The organism is Yoonia sp. JB2-21 (genome assembly GCF_055693545.1).
On the sequence record NZ_JBVFUC010000001.1, the window covers coordinates 3,242,048 to 3,258,417 of the forward strand.

The 16,370-nt window shown below is 57.4% G+C and carries 18 protein-coding genes; 10 read left to right on the top strand and 8 right to left on the bottom strand.

Features of this window, described 5'->3' with window-relative positions; translation table 11 throughout:
• Positions 1-21: 21 nt before the first annotated feature.
• The 6 genes from ACZ1G5_RS16345 (at position 22) to ACZ1G5_RS16370 (ending at position 6,303) form a co-directional block, all read left to right on the top strand.
• Positions 22-1,308 carry an ABC transporter substrate-binding protein gene (locus tag ACZ1G5_RS16345; RefSeq protein ID WP_472733851.1) on the top strand — a complete coding sequence of 429 codons (1,287 nt, stop codon included), beginning with the start codon at positions 22-24 and terminating at the stop codon, positions 1,306-1,308.
• Between the two features lie 65 nt (positions 1,309-1,373).
• Positions 1,374-2,195, top strand: a complete 822-nt coding sequence (locus ACZ1G5_RS16350) for an ABC transporter ATP-binding protein (protein WP_472733852.1) — start codon at positions 1,374-1,376, stop codon at positions 2,193-2,195.
• Complete coding sequence (locus tag ACZ1G5_RS16355; RefSeq protein ID WP_472733853.1) at positions 2,192-3,355, top strand: phenylacetate--CoA ligase family protein; 1,164 nt, start codon at positions 2,192-2,194, stop codon at positions 3,353-3,355. The genes ACZ1G5_RS16350 and ACZ1G5_RS16355 overlap by 4 nt, the downstream gene beginning before the upstream one ends.
• A gap of 388 nt (positions 3,356-3,743) precedes the next feature.
• Positions 3,744-4,739 carry a tRNA dihydrouridine(20/20a) synthase DusA gene (gene dusA / locus ACZ1G5_RS16360; RefSeq protein ID WP_472733854.1) on the top strand — a complete coding sequence of 332 codons (996 nt, stop codon included), beginning with the start codon at positions 3,744-3,746 and terminating at the stop codon, positions 4,737-4,739.
• Between the two features lie 11 nt (positions 4,740-4,750).
• Positions 4,751-5,569 carry a sulfite exporter TauE/SafE family protein gene (locus ACZ1G5_RS16365; RefSeq protein WP_472733855.1) on the top strand — a complete coding sequence of 273 codons (819 nt, stop codon included), beginning with the start codon at positions 4,751-4,753 and terminating at the stop codon, positions 5,567-5,569.
• Positions 5,563-6,303: a hypothetical protein gene (locus tag ACZ1G5_RS16370; protein ID WP_472733856.1), complete on the top strand. Its 741-nt coding sequence runs from the start codon at positions 5,563-5,565 to the stop codon at positions 6,301-6,303. The genes ACZ1G5_RS16365 and ACZ1G5_RS16370 overlap by 7 nt, the downstream gene beginning before the upstream one ends.
• On the opposite strand, the gene ACZ1G5_RS16375 is transcribed toward ACZ1G5_RS16370, so the two are convergent.
• Positions 6,300-6,959, bottom strand: a complete 660-nt coding sequence (locus ACZ1G5_RS16375; RefSeq protein WP_472733857.1) for a helix-turn-helix transcriptional regulator — start codon at positions 6,957-6,959, stop codon at positions 6,300-6,302. The genes ACZ1G5_RS16370 and ACZ1G5_RS16375 overlap by 4 nt on opposite strands.
• A 205-nt stretch (positions 6,960-7,164) precedes the next feature.
• Between ACZ1G5_RS16375 and ACZ1G5_RS16380 the strand changes: the two genes are divergently transcribed.
• From ACZ1G5_RS16380 to ACZ1G5_RS16395, 4 genes are read left to right on the top strand one after another with little or no spacing between them, the layout of a single operon-like run.
• Complete coding sequence (locus tag ACZ1G5_RS16380; protein WP_100366394.1) at positions 7,165-7,377, top strand: twin-arginine translocase TatA/TatE family subunit; 213 nt, start codon at positions 7,165-7,167, stop codon at positions 7,375-7,377.
• 31 nt (positions 7,378-7,408) lie between these two features.
• Positions 7,409-7,831 (top strand): Sec-independent protein translocase protein TatB, encoded by a 423-nt coding sequence (gene tatB / locus ACZ1G5_RS16385; RefSeq protein ID WP_472733858.1) that lies wholly within the window; start codon positions 7,409-7,411, stop codon positions 7,829-7,831.
• On the top strand, positions 7,828-8,823 hold the full coding sequence (gene tatC, locus ACZ1G5_RS16390) for a twin-arginine translocase subunit TatC (RefSeq protein ID WP_472733859.1): 996 nt from the start codon (positions 7,828-7,830) through the stop codon (positions 8,821-8,823). The genes tatB and tatC overlap by 4 nt, the downstream gene beginning before the upstream one ends.
• A complete protein-coding gene (locus ACZ1G5_RS16395) occupies positions 8,820-9,662 on the top strand; it encodes an ATP-binding protein (protein WP_472733860.1) in 843 nt (280 codons plus the stop codon). Before tatC ends, ACZ1G5_RS16395 begins: the two co-directional genes overlap by 4 nt.
• Positions 9,663-9,695: 33 nt before the next feature.
• Here ACZ1G5_RS16395 and ACZ1G5_RS16400 read toward each other — a convergent pair whose 3' ends face one another.
• The 7 genes from ACZ1G5_RS16400 to ACZ1G5_RS16430 all read right to left on the bottom strand — a co-directional run bounded on the left by ACZ1G5_RS16400 (position 9,696) and on the right by ACZ1G5_RS16430 (position 16,357).
• Complete coding sequence (locus ACZ1G5_RS16400; RefSeq protein WP_472733861.1) at positions 9,696-10,922, bottom strand: peptidoglycan DD-metalloendopeptidase family protein; 1,227 nt, start codon at positions 10,920-10,922, stop codon at positions 9,696-9,698.
• 61 nt (positions 10,923-10,983) lie between these two features.
• On the bottom strand, positions 10,984-11,625 hold the full coding sequence (locus tag ACZ1G5_RS16405; protein WP_472733862.1) for a protein-L-isoaspartate(D-aspartate) O-methyltransferase: 642 nt from the start codon (positions 11,623-11,625) through the stop codon (positions 10,984-10,986).
• Positions 11,622-12,407: a 5'/3'-nucleotidase SurE gene (gene surE, locus ACZ1G5_RS16410; protein WP_472733863.1), complete on the bottom strand. Its 786-nt coding sequence runs from the start codon at positions 12,405-12,407 to the stop codon at positions 11,622-11,624. The genes ACZ1G5_RS16405 and surE overlap by 4 nt, the downstream gene beginning before the upstream one ends.
• A 409-nt stretch (positions 12,408-12,816) precedes the next feature.
• The gene (locus tag ACZ1G5_RS16415) at positions 12,817-13,464 is read right to left on the bottom strand and encodes an SDR family NAD(P)-dependent oxidoreductase (protein ID WP_472733864.1); all 648 of its coding nucleotides are present in this window, start codon (positions 13,462-13,464) and stop codon (positions 12,817-12,819) included.
• Positions 13,465-13,503: 39 nt separating this feature from the next.
• Positions 13,504-13,770: a hypothetical protein gene (locus ACZ1G5_RS16420; RefSeq protein ID WP_472733865.1), complete on the bottom strand. Its 267-nt coding sequence runs from the start codon at positions 13,768-13,770 to the stop codon at positions 13,504-13,506.
• A 150-nt stretch (positions 13,771-13,920) separates the two neighbouring features.
• Positions 13,921-15,405, bottom strand: a complete 1,485-nt coding sequence (gene purF, locus ACZ1G5_RS16425) for an amidophosphoribosyltransferase (RefSeq protein WP_472734363.1) — start codon at positions 15,403-15,405, stop codon at positions 13,921-13,923.
• Positions 15,406-15,793: 388 nt separating this feature from the next.
• A complete protein-coding gene (locus tag ACZ1G5_RS16430) occupies positions 15,794-16,357 on the bottom strand; it encodes a CvpA family protein (protein WP_472733866.1) in 564 nt (187 codons plus the stop codon).
• Positions 16,358-16,370: the final 13 nt, after the last annotated feature.

The following is a 16,370-nucleotide window of genomic DNA, read 5'->3' on the forward strand; positions in this document are numbered from 1 at the left end:
ACCCATGGGAGGAAAAAACCGATGAAACTTAAGAGACTGGCCGCAATGGCCTTGGCGGGCACGATGGCCGCCGCCCCAGTGATGGCAGACCTTGTTATCCCTGATCTGTCTTACCGCACCGGACCTTACGCGGCTGGTGGCACGCCATTCTCGGATGGCTATCAGGACTATTTCAACCTGCTGAACGCCCGCGATGGCGGCATCGGCGGCGAGGCGGTGCGGATCGTGGAATGCGAGACTGGCTATAACACCGAAAAGGGTGTGGAATGCTATGAAAGCACCAAGGGCGAGGGCGCGCTGATCTATCAACCGCTGTCCACTGGCATCACCTATCAGATCATTCCAAAGGCCACAGTCGATGAAATTCCGATCCACACCATGGGCTATGGCCGCACGTCGGCTGCAAATGGTGAAGTGTTCAACTGGGTCTTCAACTATCCTGCAAACTACTGGGATGCGGCATCTGTCATGGTGAACTACCTGCTGGATGAAAACGGTGGGGATCTTGCAGGCAAGAAAGTCGCGTTGGTCTATCACAACTCGGCCTACGGTAAGGAGCCGATCCGTACGCTGGAAGAACTTTCTGCCATGCACGGGTTCGAGCTCACCCAACTGGCTGTTGACCACCCCGGACAGGAGCAGAAATCGCAGTGGCTGCAAATCCGCCGCGAACGTCCTGACTATGTCCTGATGTGGGGCTGGGGTGTGATGAACCAGGTTGCTGTTCAGGAAGCCGCAAACATTGGTTTCCCGATGGAAAACTTCATCGGCAACTGGTGGGCCGGAGCCGAGCATGACGTGACCCCAGCGGGTGCCGGTGCAGACGGCTACAAGTCGCTGAACATGAACCGCGTCGATGCAAGCCTTCCTGTGTTTGATGAAATTAAGACGCTGGTTCACGACGCAGGCAATGCTGCCGGTGACGGGTCTAACATCGGTTCCGTACTTTATACGCGTGGCATGTATGCTGCGATGCTGGCTGCTGAAGCAATCGCCAATGCGCAGGAAATCCACGGCGTCGCTGATGTGACACCTGCGATGGTGCGTGACGGTATGGCGTCGCTGGAAATCACTGAGGCGCGAATGGCTGAGCTTGGTATGTCCCAGATTGGGCCAGAGTTCAGCGTTTCATGCGAGAACCACGGTGGTTCTGGTCTTGGCATTGTTCAGCAATGGAACGCGGCCGACGCCCAGTGGGTTGCCCTGACGGACTATATCGCGCCTGACGATAGCGTTATTGATCCGCTGATTGCCGAAGACTCTGCGGCCTTTGCAGCTGAGAATGGTATCGAGGCTGGCTGCCTCTAAATGCAGACTGGGTGGCCCTTGATGGGCCACCCACCCCCATCAACATGAATATGGATCAACGCGCCATGCTGGATGATACGAAGGCCGAAACCCTGCTGGACGTTAACAACATTGAGGTGATCTACAACCACGTGATCCTTGTGTTGAAGGGCGTTTCCCTCACTGTGCCCAAAGGTGGCATTACGGCCCTGCTGGGTGGCAATGGCGCGGGAAAGACGACGACGCTCAAAGCGATTTCAAACTTGCTGCATTCAGAGCGTGGCGAGGTCACCAAAGGGACAATCACCTATCGGGGTGACCGGGTGCAGGACAGTTCTCCTTCTGACCTGGTCAAGCGCGGCGTCATTCAGGTGATGGAGGGCCGCCATTGTTTTGAACATCTCACCATCGAAGAAAACCTGATGACAGGTGCCTATACGCGCCGTGATGGAAGTACGAAGGTCAGCGATGATCTGGAACTGGTCTACAACTATTTTCCACGACTGAAGGAACGGCGCAAAAGTCAGGCCGGCTATACCTCTGGCGGTGAACAACAAATGTGTGCCATTGGACGCGCACTCATGTCGCGCCCAGAAACAATCTTGCTTGATGAGCCATCCATGGGGCTGGCCCCGCAACTGGTCGAAGAGATTTTCACGATTGTAAAGAACCTCAACGAACAAGAGGGTGTGTCCTTCCTGTTGGCCGAGCAGAATACCAATGTCGCGCTGCGATTTGCCCATCACGGCTATATCCTTGAAAGCGGACGCGTGGTGATGGAAGGCCCGGCGGCGGAACTGCGCGACAACCCTGATGTGAAAGAGTTCTATCTTGGCATGTCGGACGAAGGTCGAAAGTCCTTTCGCGATGTGCGGAGTTACCGACGTCGCAAGAGGTGGCTGGCATGAATATGCTGGATCCGCGCGAGACGCGCTCAGCGGATGCGCGCGAAGCAGATCAGTTGGCCCTGCTGAAGACGCAACTGGCCTTAGATGTCGCAGAAGACATGACGGCGCTGAGCGACCTGTCAAAGCTGCCCGTTCTACGAAAGTCCGAGCTGAGCAAAGCACAGTCCGCAAGTCCGCCCTTTGGTGGGGTGCCAACCAAAGGCATTACCCGCTTGTTCCAGTCGCCGGGGCCGATCTATGAACCCGGTGGTGCCGGCGCGGATTGGTGGCGTTTCTCCAGCGCGTTGCGTGCTGCTGGCATTGGGGCAGGGGATGTTGTGCAAAATACATTCTCTTACCATTTCACCCCAGCAGGTGCGATGTTCGAGAGCGCTGCAATTGCGGTCGGCGCGCAGGTTTTCGCAGCCGGTCCGGGACAAACAGAACTCCAAGCCAGCGCTGCACGTGACCTTGGTGTTACCGCTTACGCCGGTACACCCGACTATCTTGGCGCCATTCTCGCGAAGGCGGATGAGATGGGCATCGACCTTTCGGGTATCACGAAAGCGCTGGTGTCGGGTGGCCCCTTGTTTCCGCCGGTGCGGCAGGCCTATGCAGATCGCGGCATCGCCTGTTTGCAGTGCTATGGCACCGCCGACGTTGGCAATATCGCTTATGAGAGCATTGCCGACGCCCCAATGATCGTTGACGAGGGGGCTTTGGTTGAAATTGTGACACCCGGAACCGGAGATCCTGTGATGCCGGGTGAAATTGGCGAAGTTGTTGTCACACCGCTTAATCAGGATTACCCGCTGGTACGTTTTGCGACCGGTGATCTGTCTGCAATGGCGCCGGGTCAGTCGGCGTGCGGGCGCACAAACATGCGCCTTGTGGGCTGGAAAGGGCGTGCGGATCAGGCCACCAAGATCAAGGGAATGTTTGTCAGGCCTGAACAAGTCGCCCGGTTGGTTGCGCGCCACCCTGAAATCGCGCGTGCACGCGTAGAGGTGTCACATGATGGCCAACGCGACGAGATGACCGTAAAGCTTGAAACGCAGGCCACGGATGCGGGGCTTTTTGAGACCACAATCGGTGAAGTCCTCAAGCTGAATGGCAAGATACAGTTGGTCGCACCCGGCCAACTTCCGCGGGACGGTGTCGTCATCGCGGATCTGCGGTAATCGGTGCCAAGCTTTGGTCGCTGCGTGGGGCACTATCGCGTAACCTAGGCAGACGTCATAGCCAATTTTGGTATCAGCAACAGCACGCCGCTTGGTGTTTATGCCGCCCTTGGACTGCCAGATCAGACTGTTATCCCGCAGCTTTTTCAACCGCAGGTCTGCGGCAGTGCGGTGGGTTTCCCCAGCCCAGTCAGCGATGATGCGGGCGAGTATTACCATATTGCTCCATTACTTTCAGCGATAGAGAAAGGGCGCCCCGGACCATTGCCGACCCAAAACACCGGTGTTTGCCTGTCTTTCCCCTCGGGGCTGGACTGGCCCGACGCGTGTGCCGTATGTGTGCCGCATGGCCCCGGCGACCGGTTCTTGGGTCATAGGAGGATTAGGAATGCCCAACAACGCAGCCATCGCAGCAGCCCGTTTGTCCGTCGCCCCGATGATGGATTGGACGGACAGGCATTGCCGGTATCTGCATCGGCTGATGTCACGTCATGTCTTGCTTTACACCGAAATGGTGACTGCCCCGGCCGTTATCCACGGCGATCGGGATCGTTTGCTTGGGTTTGATGACGCTGAACAGCCTGTCGCGCTGCAATTGGGCGGTTCTGAACCGCAGCAGTTAGCCGAGGCCGCACGCATTGCTGAAGGGTTCGGCTATGCGGAAATCAACCTTAATTGTGGCTGCCCTTCTGATAGGGTGCAGTCAGGGAGTTTTGGCGCTGTCTTGATGGAGAGCCCGGATGTGGTGGCGGCGTGTGTTGCCGCGATGATTGATGCGGTCAGTGTGCCGGTGACCGTGAAGTGCCGGATTGGTGTTGATGATCAGGATGCAAGTCAAGTGCTGCCGGATTTTCTGGCGCAGGTTTCGGCTGCGGGTGTTGATCGGTTTGCAATCCATGCACGCAAGGCGTGGTTACAGGGGCTAAGCCCGAAAGAAAACCGCGACATTCCACCCTTAGATTATGATTTAGTGATGCAGATGAAGGGGTTATTTCCCTATCTTCATTTGTCTGTCAATGGCGGTATTGTGACGTTGGATGCGGCCAAGGATTTTCTGGATCGCGGATTGGACGGCGTCATGATCGGACGCGCCGCCTATCACACACCGGCTGATATTCTACTGGATGCAGATGCGCGGATCTTCGACGACCCGATGGGCCGCACGGCAGAAGAGGTCGTAGCCTTGATGTTGCCTTACATCGCGGATCATCTTGCGCAGGGTGGGCGTTTGGGGCAAGTGACGCGGCATATGTTGGGGATGTTTCAGGGGCGCCCGGGCGCGCGGGGCTGGCGGCGGCATCTGTCAGAAAATGTCCACGCAGATGGCGCGGGTCCTGCGGTGGTCAGTGCGGCCCTTGAACATGTGACGCGGCTGGCGGCCTAAGGGGCAGTATCATGGAAGACTTGATGCAATTCGCAACAATGGCGGCTGTTCTGCTGGCGCTGGGTGCCTTTGCGGGGGTGCTTGCCGGGCTTTTGGGCGTGGGCGGCGGTATCGTTCTTGTGCCTGGGTTCTTTTATGTTTTCAGCGCTTTGGGCTATGACAGTCCGCAATTGATGCAAGTGTGTCTTGCGACGTCACTCGCGACTATCATCGTGACGTCTTTGCGGTCGGTCGCGGCGCATCACAAGAAGGGCGCGGTTGAATGGCCGATCCTGAAAGGCTGGGCGCTTGGCATCGTTGTCGGCGCGGGCGTTGGTGTGTTGGTCGCGTCGTCACTGCGATCAGGTGTGCTGCAAGCGATCTTTGGCATTCTGGGGGTGACGATCGGTCTTTATATGGCCTTTGGCCGCGATCACTGGCGGGTCGCCCAAGACATGCCACGCGGGCTGATGCGGGCAATCTTGTCGCCGCCGGTTGGTTTTCTATCAGTCTTGATGGGCATTGGCGGGGGGTCGTTCGGCGTGCCGATCATGACGCTTTGCAATGTCCCCATTCATCGTGCCGTGGCGACAGCCGCAGGCTTTGGTGTGATTATCGCAGTGCCATCCGTGATCGGGTTCCTTTTTGTGAATGTCGAGGCGGCACCGCCATTTACGTTGGGTGCCGTGAACCTCCTCGCATTTGGCCTGATCATTGCGATGACGCTGATAACAGCACCCCTTGGGGCCGCCTTAGCCCATCGGATGGATCCTAAACCGCTCAAGCGTGTATTTGGTGCGTTCTTGATCCTTGTCGCGCTGAATATGCTGCGCAAGGCGGCTGGGTGGTAGCGCGCGCACTTGAGCGCGATGGCTACGTCGTCTTTCCTTATGATGACGCAGTGTCGCGTTGGGCTGTTGCCGCAGCGGGTGTTGGACGACAAGTGCTTGCTCAAGGTGGTGAACGTCGTCATGGACAGACCTGGTTTGTGGGTGTTGACGCACTTCCAAATGCCCCTGATGGGAGTATTGAAGGTGTGCCACTCGTGGGTGCTTGGCAAAACCACGTTACGCCGCCTGTAGACTGGCACCGGGCACAGCTGTCCGTCGTTTTTCCCTGTTACCCAAGGCAAGACCCCGGTGAAAGCGATGCCGCGCATCGGTTTCGCCGGGATCGGGACGCTGCGCATGTCGATGGTCTTTTGCCTGTGGGTCCAAGGCGGCGGCGACATTTGCGGGAACCGCACAGGTTTATTCTTGGGCTGCCGTTGGACAGCACGACAGCAAGCCCGCTGGTGGTTTGGCGCGGCAGCCATTTGATGATGCGTCGTGCGTTTCAGGCAGCCTTTGCCGGCATAACACCCAATCGCTTTGGCGATTTGGATGTCACGGATGTCTATCAAGCGGCTCGTCGCACTGTGTTTGAGACATGTCCACGGATCGAGATTTTGGCCCAGCCCGGACAAGTCATTTTATTGGATCACCACATTTTGCATGGTGTTGCACCCTGGGCAGAAGGCATCTCCGCTGACAAGCGAATGATGGCCTATTTTCGACCGCAGATCGACGTTGAAGACTGGCTCTAGGCATGTAGGCGGTTGTAGTCGGCTAAGGCCTTGCCCGGCTCATCAACAAACAGGCTTGGCAGGATGCGTTGGCTGTTGATCTGATCGACCCTGATTTCGTCGAAACGATTGTTGGTTTCACACCACACCACGCAGGTCCAAAGACGGCCCCAGTAATCAAGCTGGAGCGGGCGCACGGTGCGCGTTTCTTTATTCATTATCAGTTCAAGCTTTTGACGCGTGCGGACGGCTTGGCGCAGCATGGGCAAATGTTGGAAACCGCGTGCGGCATCTGCAAAGGGATAGATCGCAAACCCATAGCCACGCGGTGCGCGGCTGCGGTCTTCTGGCATGACAGCGTCGATCTTCGCTGACAGTGTGCGGGCAGCCGTTGACAGTTCTGCATCGTCACTGTGGCTCACTGCGCTTAACCCGATGTGCAGCGCCTCCATCTCGGTCATTGTCAAGTTTAGCGGTGGGAGGGTGATGGCAGCCGTGACGCGGTAACCAATGCCACGGGCCCCCTCGATCGGGACGCCAGATGCGGCGAGTGTTTCCATATCACGGTAGATTGTGCGCAAGGAGACATGGGTTGCTTCCGCCAGATCGCCGGCCCGGTGGAGGGTTCCATCCCGCAGGATTTGAACAAGTTGCATAAGACGATCTGCGCGGCGCATGGGTTTCCCTTCGATTCGGGATAGTTTTGTCATTTTTTTGACAACTGACAAGTTTTTGTCACGAGCTATGAAAAACCCTTGTGAAAAAGGGGCTTAAGACATGGAATTTGGCCAGTTCACGCTTCCCTTAGCGCTGTTCCGCCCCTATTTGTGACAGCAGAGAGATTAACCGATGTGCGGCCCGGGCCCACAAAAGGAGAAAGACATGCTTAATAATATCGGCCTTCCCGGCCTTCTACTGATCGCTGTTGTGGTTCTGGTTTTATTTGGCCGCGGCAAGATTTCCAGTCTGATGGGTGAAGTCGGCAAAGGCATCACCGCGTTCAAAAAGGGTGTCGATGATGGCAAGCAGGAAATCGAAGACAGCATGGCCGAAGCCAAAGACGTGACCCCTGAAGAAGAAAAAGACAAAGTCTGATCGCTTTGCCTGACAAAAAGGACCGCGCCTGATGTTTGGCCTTGGTTGGAGCGAAATGCTGGTTGTCGGCGTCGTGGCGCTGATTGTGATCGGCCCGAAGGATTTGCCGGGATTGTTCCGCACGATGGGGCAGTTCACTGGTAAGGCACGGATGATGGCGCGAGAATTTTCAAATGCTATGAACCAAGCCGCGGATCAGTCCGGTATGAAAGACGTCCAGAAAACGCTGAATGCGGCGGCCAATCCCAAGAAATTCGGCGCAGACAAGATCAAAGAGGCGACGGGCATGACAAAAGGGCCCGCAACCACAGAATTGTCAGCGGAACGTCAGGCGGCCAAGGAAAAGATGAGTAAGGCGATGGGCGATGCCGCGGTCGCACGCAAGGCCCGCGAAGCAGAGGCCGCCGCCGCGGATGCGACCCCGGACAAACCCGCACCTGAGGGTAAGTCATGAGCACCCAAGACGATATCGACGACAGCGCCGCCCCGCTGCTGGAACACCTTGCAGAGCTGCGCTCGCGGTTGATCTATTCGGTCATGGCGTTTCTTGTCGGCATGATCATTTGTTTTTCCTTTGGTGGCATGCTGCTTGATTTCCTGCTTGGCCCAATCGAAAGAACCATGCGTGACCTGGGCAATCCGAACCCGGTGATGCAATACACCGCACCGCAGGAATATTTCTTTACCCTGATCCGGATCTCGGTCGTGGGTGGCTTGACGCTATCTTTCCCAGTTATTGCCTATCAGCTTTGGCGCTTTGTGGCGCCCGGTCTTTATCGCAATGAAAAGAACGCCTTCTTGCCGTTCATTATCGCATCCCCGATTCTGTTTGTGATCGGTGCGTCTTTTGCGCACTACATCGTCGTACCTTTGGCAATGGCGTTCTTTTTGGGGTTTGCGGATCTTCCGTCTTTTGTGTCGGCCATCATGGCAGGGGCCGTGACGCCGCCACCGGGTACCGAACTTTTGCCCAGTGCTGGCGGTGGCTTGGGCTTGCCTGCAACCGCCAATATCGCCAACGACAGTGGTGTCGATATCGTTTTCAACGGCAAAGTGAATGAGACACTCGACATCACACTCAAGATGATCGTGGCCTTCGGTGTTTGCTTTCAATTGCCGGTTTTGCTTACGCTTATGGGCTCGGCTGGGCTGGCCAGTTCGCGCGGGCTACGCGGGACCCGGAAATATGCGGTTGTGGGTATTTTGGTTGTTGCTGCCCTTGTCACGCCACCGGATGTCACAACCCAGTTGATCCTGTTTGTCGTGGTCTATGGCCTGTATGAAATATCGATCCATCTGGTCGCGGCTGTGGAACGCAAAAAAGACCGTGCTGCCCGTGCTGAGGGTGTGATTGGCGAAGGTGAGAGCCTGTTCGACATAGACGAAGATGATGTGGGTGACAGTGACGCCGCCGCTGACGCATCCGTTGAGGAACCAAAGGCGTGAGCAAGAAGGCCCTGCTTCGCATTGCTGCGGCACTGGAACGTCTGAGCCCAGAGCCTGGCGCTGCGCCTGATTTTGCTGCGGCATCTGCATTTGTTTGGCACCCCAACCCTGATCGACTTGAGCCGGTGCCCCGTGTCAACCGGGTGGGTGTTGAGTTGCTCGTCGGGGTTGATCGTTCCCGCGATACGTTGATGGCGAACACGGCGCAGTTCGCAGCTGGGCTACCCGCCAATAACGCACTTTTGTGGGGTGCGCGTGGTATGGGAAAGTCGAGCCTTGTCAAAGCAGTACACGGCGCAGTGAATGTTGATCATGCCAGCCTCAAGATTGTTGAAGTACAACGCGAAGATTTGCCGTCAATCGGCCGTTGCCTTAACCTGCTGCGCGGCGCACCTGAGCGGTTCATTCTGTTTTGTGACGACTTGTCGTTTGGTCACGATGATGCGCACTATAAGTCGCTCAAGGCGGTTTTGGATGGCGGCATTGAAGGGCGACCAGAAAACGTGGTTCTTTATGCGACCTCGAACCGTCGCCATCTCATGCCGCGCGATATGATCGAGAATGAGCGCTCGACCGCTATTTCACCGTCCGAGGCCGTAGAAGAGAAAGTGTCTTTGTCAGATCGGTTTGGTCTATGGCTGGGGTTCCATCCGTGTGATCAGGACGCGTATCTGGCGATGATCCGGGGGTATTGTGACGCCTATGACGTTGCGATTGATGATACCACTTTGCGCGCCGAGGCGATTGAATGGCAAGCCACGCGTGGCAGCAGGTCAGGCCGGGTGGCTTGGCAGTATTTTACAGATTTGGCTGGCAGGCGGGGTGTGCGCCTGGGGTAAGGTGGATCATGATCCACCTTACGCGCTCAGCTGTCACGGCAGATAATCAGTTGGATCAAGGCTTTGCAGTCCGCGTCGTACTTCAAAGTGCAGGAAGCTTGGGTCAGCCGCCCGTACCTTACCAATGACCTGACCGCGCGATACGCTGTCGTTCTTTTCAACCGTCAGCGCGTCCATCTGAGTATAGACAGTGAGCAATCCATCGCTGTGCTTGAGCACAACAATTGCGCCACCGCTGGTGTCTGTCGTGACCGCTGCCACTGTGCCGGACCCGGCGGCTTGCACGTCTGATCCTGCTGCGGCACCGATGTCGATACCTTCGTTTTGCCCAGGGGTATAGGCCCGGATGATTGCGCCTTGGATCGGCATCAAGAAACGTGCATTGGAGCTGGCGGGTTGGGCTGTGGTTGGCGTTCCCAGATCGGGTGCTTCAGGTGCGGCCGCAGCCGGAAGAGGGGCCGCGGGTGTTTCTGCGGGCAACGGCAGTGCCGCGCTTGGGGGCACAGGTGTCGCTGTGCCGTCACCGGGTGCTGTGACAGGCGCAGGAGCGGGGGCGGATACTGCTGTTGGTGCCGTACCACCACCCTGCGGGATCAGCAGGAACTGTCCTTCACGGATTGTGAAGGCGGCGTCCAGACCGTTCCATTCGGCGATGTCTGGGACCGGTACATTATAAAGCCGTGAGATGGAGAAGGCCGTTTCACCGCGCTTGACCTGGTGGCGGATCGGCTCGTTGCCTTGCACTGCCGGTGCAGGCGACGGCGCGGCGACAGGTGCCGCTGCTGTTGGTTCAAGCGGTGTGGCTGTGACCGGCGTCCCGTTTGCGTCCGCACGGTCAAGCGCTGTCGTGGCGACGGCAGAGACGTCAAACGGCTGGATCGGCCCTGTTGCGACGGCGCCGGTCGCGGGGGATGGCTCTGTCACGCGGGTCGGCAATGCGATGATTTCGTCCCGGCGCAGGATCTGGTCAGGTTCGATGCCGTTGTACTCGGCCAATGTATTGGCATCGAGGCCAAGCCGGATTGCAATGCCGCGGATCGTGTCATCGCGCCGTGCAACGACAACTTGATAATTCGGGTACGAGATCACTCCGCGGTCGTCGGGTCGTGGTCGGCCCGGCAGGGACTGTACGGCAGAGGTGGTATCGAACCCATTGCCCACATCGCGCATATCAAAATCAAAATCGTCACAAGCCGCGAGTGTCGCCAACGCCACCCCGGTCATCATGATGCGTCGCACAGGAAAATGCCCGTTCGCCATCGTACCGCTCCTTTGCCAAGTCGCCCCTTATCTATGGGGTCGTACTACATTTTGGGGTAGTTTACTCTTGTCCGAGCCCTTCTAGCAAGGGGACAAAGCGTACGGCACGCAATTCATCGTAGTCAAAACCGGTTTCTGTGCGTGAAACACGGATCAGGCTTTGCACCGCATCGGACTGTCCGACCGGCAAAACCATGATCCCGCCGACGCGCAATTGCGCCAAGAGCGGCCCTGGTGGGTCTTCGGCCGCCGCAGTCAGCAGAATTCTGTCAAATGGTGCTTGCTCTTCAAAACCATGACTGCCATCGGCGGTGAATGTGGTGATGTTGGTGATGTCGTTCGCCTCAAACACGGCGCGCGCGGCTTGAACCAGACGGCGGTAACGGTCGACGGTGTAGACGCGCCGGGCTAATTTGCTCAGGATCGCGGCCTGATACCCGGACCCTGTGCCGATCTCCAGGACCTTGTCCCGTGGGCAGATTTGCAGCGCTTGGGTCATCAACCCGACAACAGAGGGCTGGCTGATCGTCTGGCCGCAGGCAATAGGAAGCGGCATATCCTCATAGGCGCGATCAGCGAAGGTGCCTTTGACATAGTCAGCGCGGTCGACCTGCTCCATTGCGGTCAGCACACGGGCGTCGGTGACGCCTTTGCTGCGCAACGCATAAAGGAATTGCATTTTGGTTGGTGCGTCAAAGGTCACTTCAGCGCATCCTCCAGCTTGTTGACCATACCATAGTCTGTCAGATCGGCGCGCATGGGCGTGATCGAGATATAGCCATCGAGGTTTGCGGCGGCGTCAGTGCCCGGTGCGGTCGGCTCGTGCTGAGGTCCGCCGCGCACCCACAGAAACTTGCGTCCCGTGGGCGATGTCTGCGCCTCGGCCCTGAAACGTGTGTTCAAACGGAAGCCTTGGGTTGTCGCAGCCATACCCTTCACGTTCGCGGCCGGGACGGGCGGAAAGTTGACGTTGTAGAACACTTTATAGTCTGCATCGTCCCAAAGCGTTTCATCCAGCAATGCGCGCACGGTTGCCGCGCCATGGTCTGCGGCGGCCTCAAATGGGTTATCAAGATTGGCGTTCTCGGGGCCGTAGAACTGGGACAGGGCAATCGACCGGACACCCTGCAATGCACCCTCGATGCAGGCGCCGATTGTGCCTGAGTAGAGCGTATTTTCGGCAGCATTGTTGCCGCGGTTGACGCCAGACAGGATCAGATCGGGTGCCGCGTCTTTCATTACATCATATAGCCCCGCGATCACGCAATCTGCTGGTGACCCTTCGGCTGCAAAGCGGCGCGGTTCTAACTCAGCAATCATGGTCGGGTGCGTGTAGCTGATGCAGTGTCCAACGCCCGATTGCTCAAACGCTGGGGCAACTGTCCAGACCTCGCCGTCTGGTCCGGCCACGTCATGCGCGATGTCGGTCAGAACCTTCAGGCCCGGGGCATTTATGCCGTCATCATTTGTGATAAGAATGCGCATGCCGGCCCCTTTGCTGCTGCCTTGTTCCTAAGCGAGCCAGCAGCGCGCGGCAAGCGTGCTCAATCATGCAACGCCACGTTCTGTCAGACCGTAGAGGGTGAGCAACGGTATGACCAAAAAGATCACCCATTGCGGCATAGGCTAAGGTGAGCCAAGCATCGCAATCCCGCAGCACACGAATAGTCCGACCCACCCATCGTGTCATTGCTCAGGCAGGCCGGTGCGGCGGTAGCCCAGGTAGATGTGCGGTGTCGCGCATTTCGGCAGGATTGCTTGTCTGACATTGGGCAGGGCGTTCGCGCAGCAACGACCTTGATTTACGTAGCGCACCTTGGGCTTGAGCAGTTGTTATTGACTGGTGAAATTGATGCCAAAGATGCGCTGGGGCGTCTGATGACATTAGTGATTTCTACGAGCCGTCAAGAATAAGCGGCAGCAATCGCGCTGCTTCCTTCGCAGGATCGGTGAGCGAATTGCGGTCTTCGCCGGGATAGAACCGTGCTCTTGTCGCCGTTGGCATCGGCTGCGGGGTCAGGATTTGGATGTTCGGCCCCGTTTTGGTGCTTTCCGCTGCCCAACTACGGGCGAGCGCGATCTGTGCGACTTTGGTCGCGCCGTAGGCCCCAAAGAACCGATCACCTCCGCGTTGATCGTCAAAGAAAACTGCCTGTCCCGTCTGACCTAAAAGCGGGCTGACGTATGCGATCAACCGGGCTGTCGCTTCGACGTTGGTCGTCATGGACTTTGCAAGGTCTTTGGGCCCGATGTGCCCGGCGGGTGCCAGCGGTGCGGCATGAACTGCCGTGTGCAGCCATAAATCAAGACGACCCCAGCGATCGAAAATCCCGCGACACAGCTGTTGCATCGCTTCATCCACGCAAATGTCCATTGGCGCGAGTGTGGCTTGGCCACCTGTCGCTTGAATGGCGTCATCAAGTTCTTCGAGCGCACCGACGGTTTTGCCGACGGCGATGATGTGATGTGTGGGCGCGAGCGCTTGGGCGAAAGCGGCGCCAAGTCCGCGCGATGCGCCGGTGATAAGTGCTGTTTTTGTCATGGGCTGCGTGATGTGCCGAACCGCAGCCAAGGTCAAGCATTAGCTGCGTGGCATCGCAAGCGACTGTGTCCGGCCCCAGCGATCAGTCAGCACAACTTGGGTTTCATCAATTGCATTCACCTGCGCACCAAAGGCCGTATCGCCGACATGGACGCGCGCGATCTGCCCGCGTGCCGATCTTAGCAAGGCCGTGGGTCCGTCATACGCCTGTATCAACCCAATGACAGAGAGCGTGCGGAGCTCTAATGCGTCAGGCATCGTGGCTTTGGCGGCTGCCAGAGCCGGGTTTGGTGATTCTTCAGACATTTTGAGAACTGCGCCGATTTTTTGTTTGGCGCGCTCATGCCAGACTTTTCACTTTGAAAAAAGGGGGTGAGTGCTTGTTGACGTGAGGTTTTATGCCGCAAGCATTGAGGTTTGATCACATTGCCGTCACGCGGCGACACTACAGCGTGGCTACTCTGCCGCGGTCTTTGCTTCGAACCCTTGTTCGATCATATCAGACGGGGCCACGGGGTATTCACCAGAGAAACAGGCATCGCAATAGGCGGGCGCCTTGGCATCGCGGCCCTTCGCTTCGCCCACGGCACGGTAAAGCCCGTTGAGCGAGATAAACTTGAGGCTATCGACGCCTAGGTGATCGCGCATTTCTTCTTCTGACATTGTGGCGGCCAAAAGCTTTTCGCGCTGCGGTGTATCGACGCCGTAGAAACACGGCCAGGCAGTCGGTGGCGAGGCGATGCGGAAATGAACCTCTGCCGCCCCGGCGTCGAGGATCATTTCCTTGATCTTGCGGCTGGTTGTACCGCGTACAACACTGTCATCGACCAAGATCACCCGTTTGCCCTTGATCAGCGCGCGATTGACGTTCAGTTTCAGGCGCACACCCATGTTGCGGATGCTTTCGGTCGGTTCAATGAAAGTTCGGCCCATATATTGGTTGCGAATGATACCCATCGCATAGGGAATGCCGGATTGTAGCGAGTAGCCAATCGCCGCAGGTGTCCCACTGTCGGGGACTGGGCAGACCAGATCAGCATCAACCGGATTTTCCTTGGCCAATTCACGTCCGATATTTTCGCGTGTTTCATAGACTGACCGGCCCCCAAGAATGCTATCGGGTCGGCTGAAATAGACATGTTCGAATATGCAAAAGCGTGATCGGTTGGGGCGGAAAGGGAAATGGCTTTCAACACCCTTTTCGGTCACCACCACCATTTCACCCGGTTCAATCTCGCGTACGAACTCTGCGCCAATGATATCCAGCGCGCAGGTCTCAGATGCCAGCGCCCAGCCATCCCCGATCTTGCCCAGCACCAGCGGGCGCACGCCCAACGGGTCGCGACAGCCGATCAGCTTGGTTCTGGTCATTGCCACGATGGAAAACGCGCCTTCAACCTTGCGCAGCGCCTCTTCCATACGGTCAGGGATCGTGCGGCCCATAGACCGCGCCATCAGGTGGATGATGCATTCGCTGTCAGACGAGCTTTGGAAGATCGAACCACGTTCGATCAATTCACGCCGCAAGGACAGCGCGTTGGTGATATTGCCGTTGTGGGCGATGGCCGCACCACCCATCGCAAACTCACCAAAGAAGGGCTGTACGTCACGCATCGCTGTCTGGCCTTTGGAGCCAGCCGTGGAATAGCGTACGTGGCCGATCCCGATGCTGCCGGGCAGACGTTCCATCATGGATGCCGATGTAAAGTTGTCGCGCACCAGACCCATGCGGCGTTGTTGGTTAAAGCCGGTTTCTGGATCATGGGTGACAATACCGCCCGCTTCCTGACCACGGTGTTGCAAGGCGTGTAGGCCAAGTGCGACAAAGTTGGATGCGTCAGTCACGCCAACAACGCCAAAAACGCCACATTCCTCTCGCAGTTTGTCATCGTCGAAGGGATGGGCGGGGGCATGGTGGTGGACAAGGGGGCAGCTCCGAATCCGTTTGCGTGATCTTGCTTCCGTCTTAGAGCGTCATGCCGCCCGTGTCACGAAACGATCATACTTCTTTGTCAGGAAAGACTGTTTCTGGCCGGGTTCAGTTGTTTGCACTGGGCAGCGGCGTAGACAGGCCGGGCAGATGCATCGCCAGCTTGGACGATCCGGCCAAATGCGTACTTCGAAGTCATGTCGCCGTTCTATGTTTTTTAAGAAAGACATTGATCTGGTAGCCCAGGAACAACGGAAAGCGGATCGCGAAAACGCACATGTTGCAGATCGCGGCGACCCGTAAGGCGCGCTTCGGTGCGGTTTTGGACAGATTTGTTCAGCAAAACAAGAAAGGCCACCAGCGATGTGGTGGCCTTTGCAATCTATGTTTGGATCGTCGCTACTGCGCAGGTGCGCCGCAGTTCCCGACCAGTTGCTGATACTGCTCTGTGATCCAGCCCAAGGCCTGCTCTGGGTTCTGTTCTTCGATCTGTCCGGTCAATTGCGCAAAGACTTCGGCTGAGCGACTGTCGTCGATTGCGGCGAACTGTTGCGTCGCAAAGATCGTGTCATAGACAAAGAAAGCCACTGCGACCAACAAGATCCCGCGTAGGATCCCAAAGAAGAAGCCAAGGCCTTGATCGACGCCGCCCAGGGCGGAGCGCTGTACAACGCTCGAAAACAACGGCGTAAAGATAGACACTACAACGAGTGCCACAGCAAAGACCGCAGCAAAAGCGGCGATGATGGCCAATTCGCAGCTGTCGCCGATAAACCCGCCAATCACCGGGATTTGACGAACAAGTGGTTCAACCTGATCGGCAAAAATAAAGGCGACGATTGTCGCGCCAATCCAGCCAACGATCGCCATCGCCTCGCGTACAAAGCCACGGCTGTAGGCGAGTACGCCTGACAGCAAGACAATGATCGCGACGCCTGCGTCGACGAGTGTGAAACCTTCCATGGTCTGTCTCCTG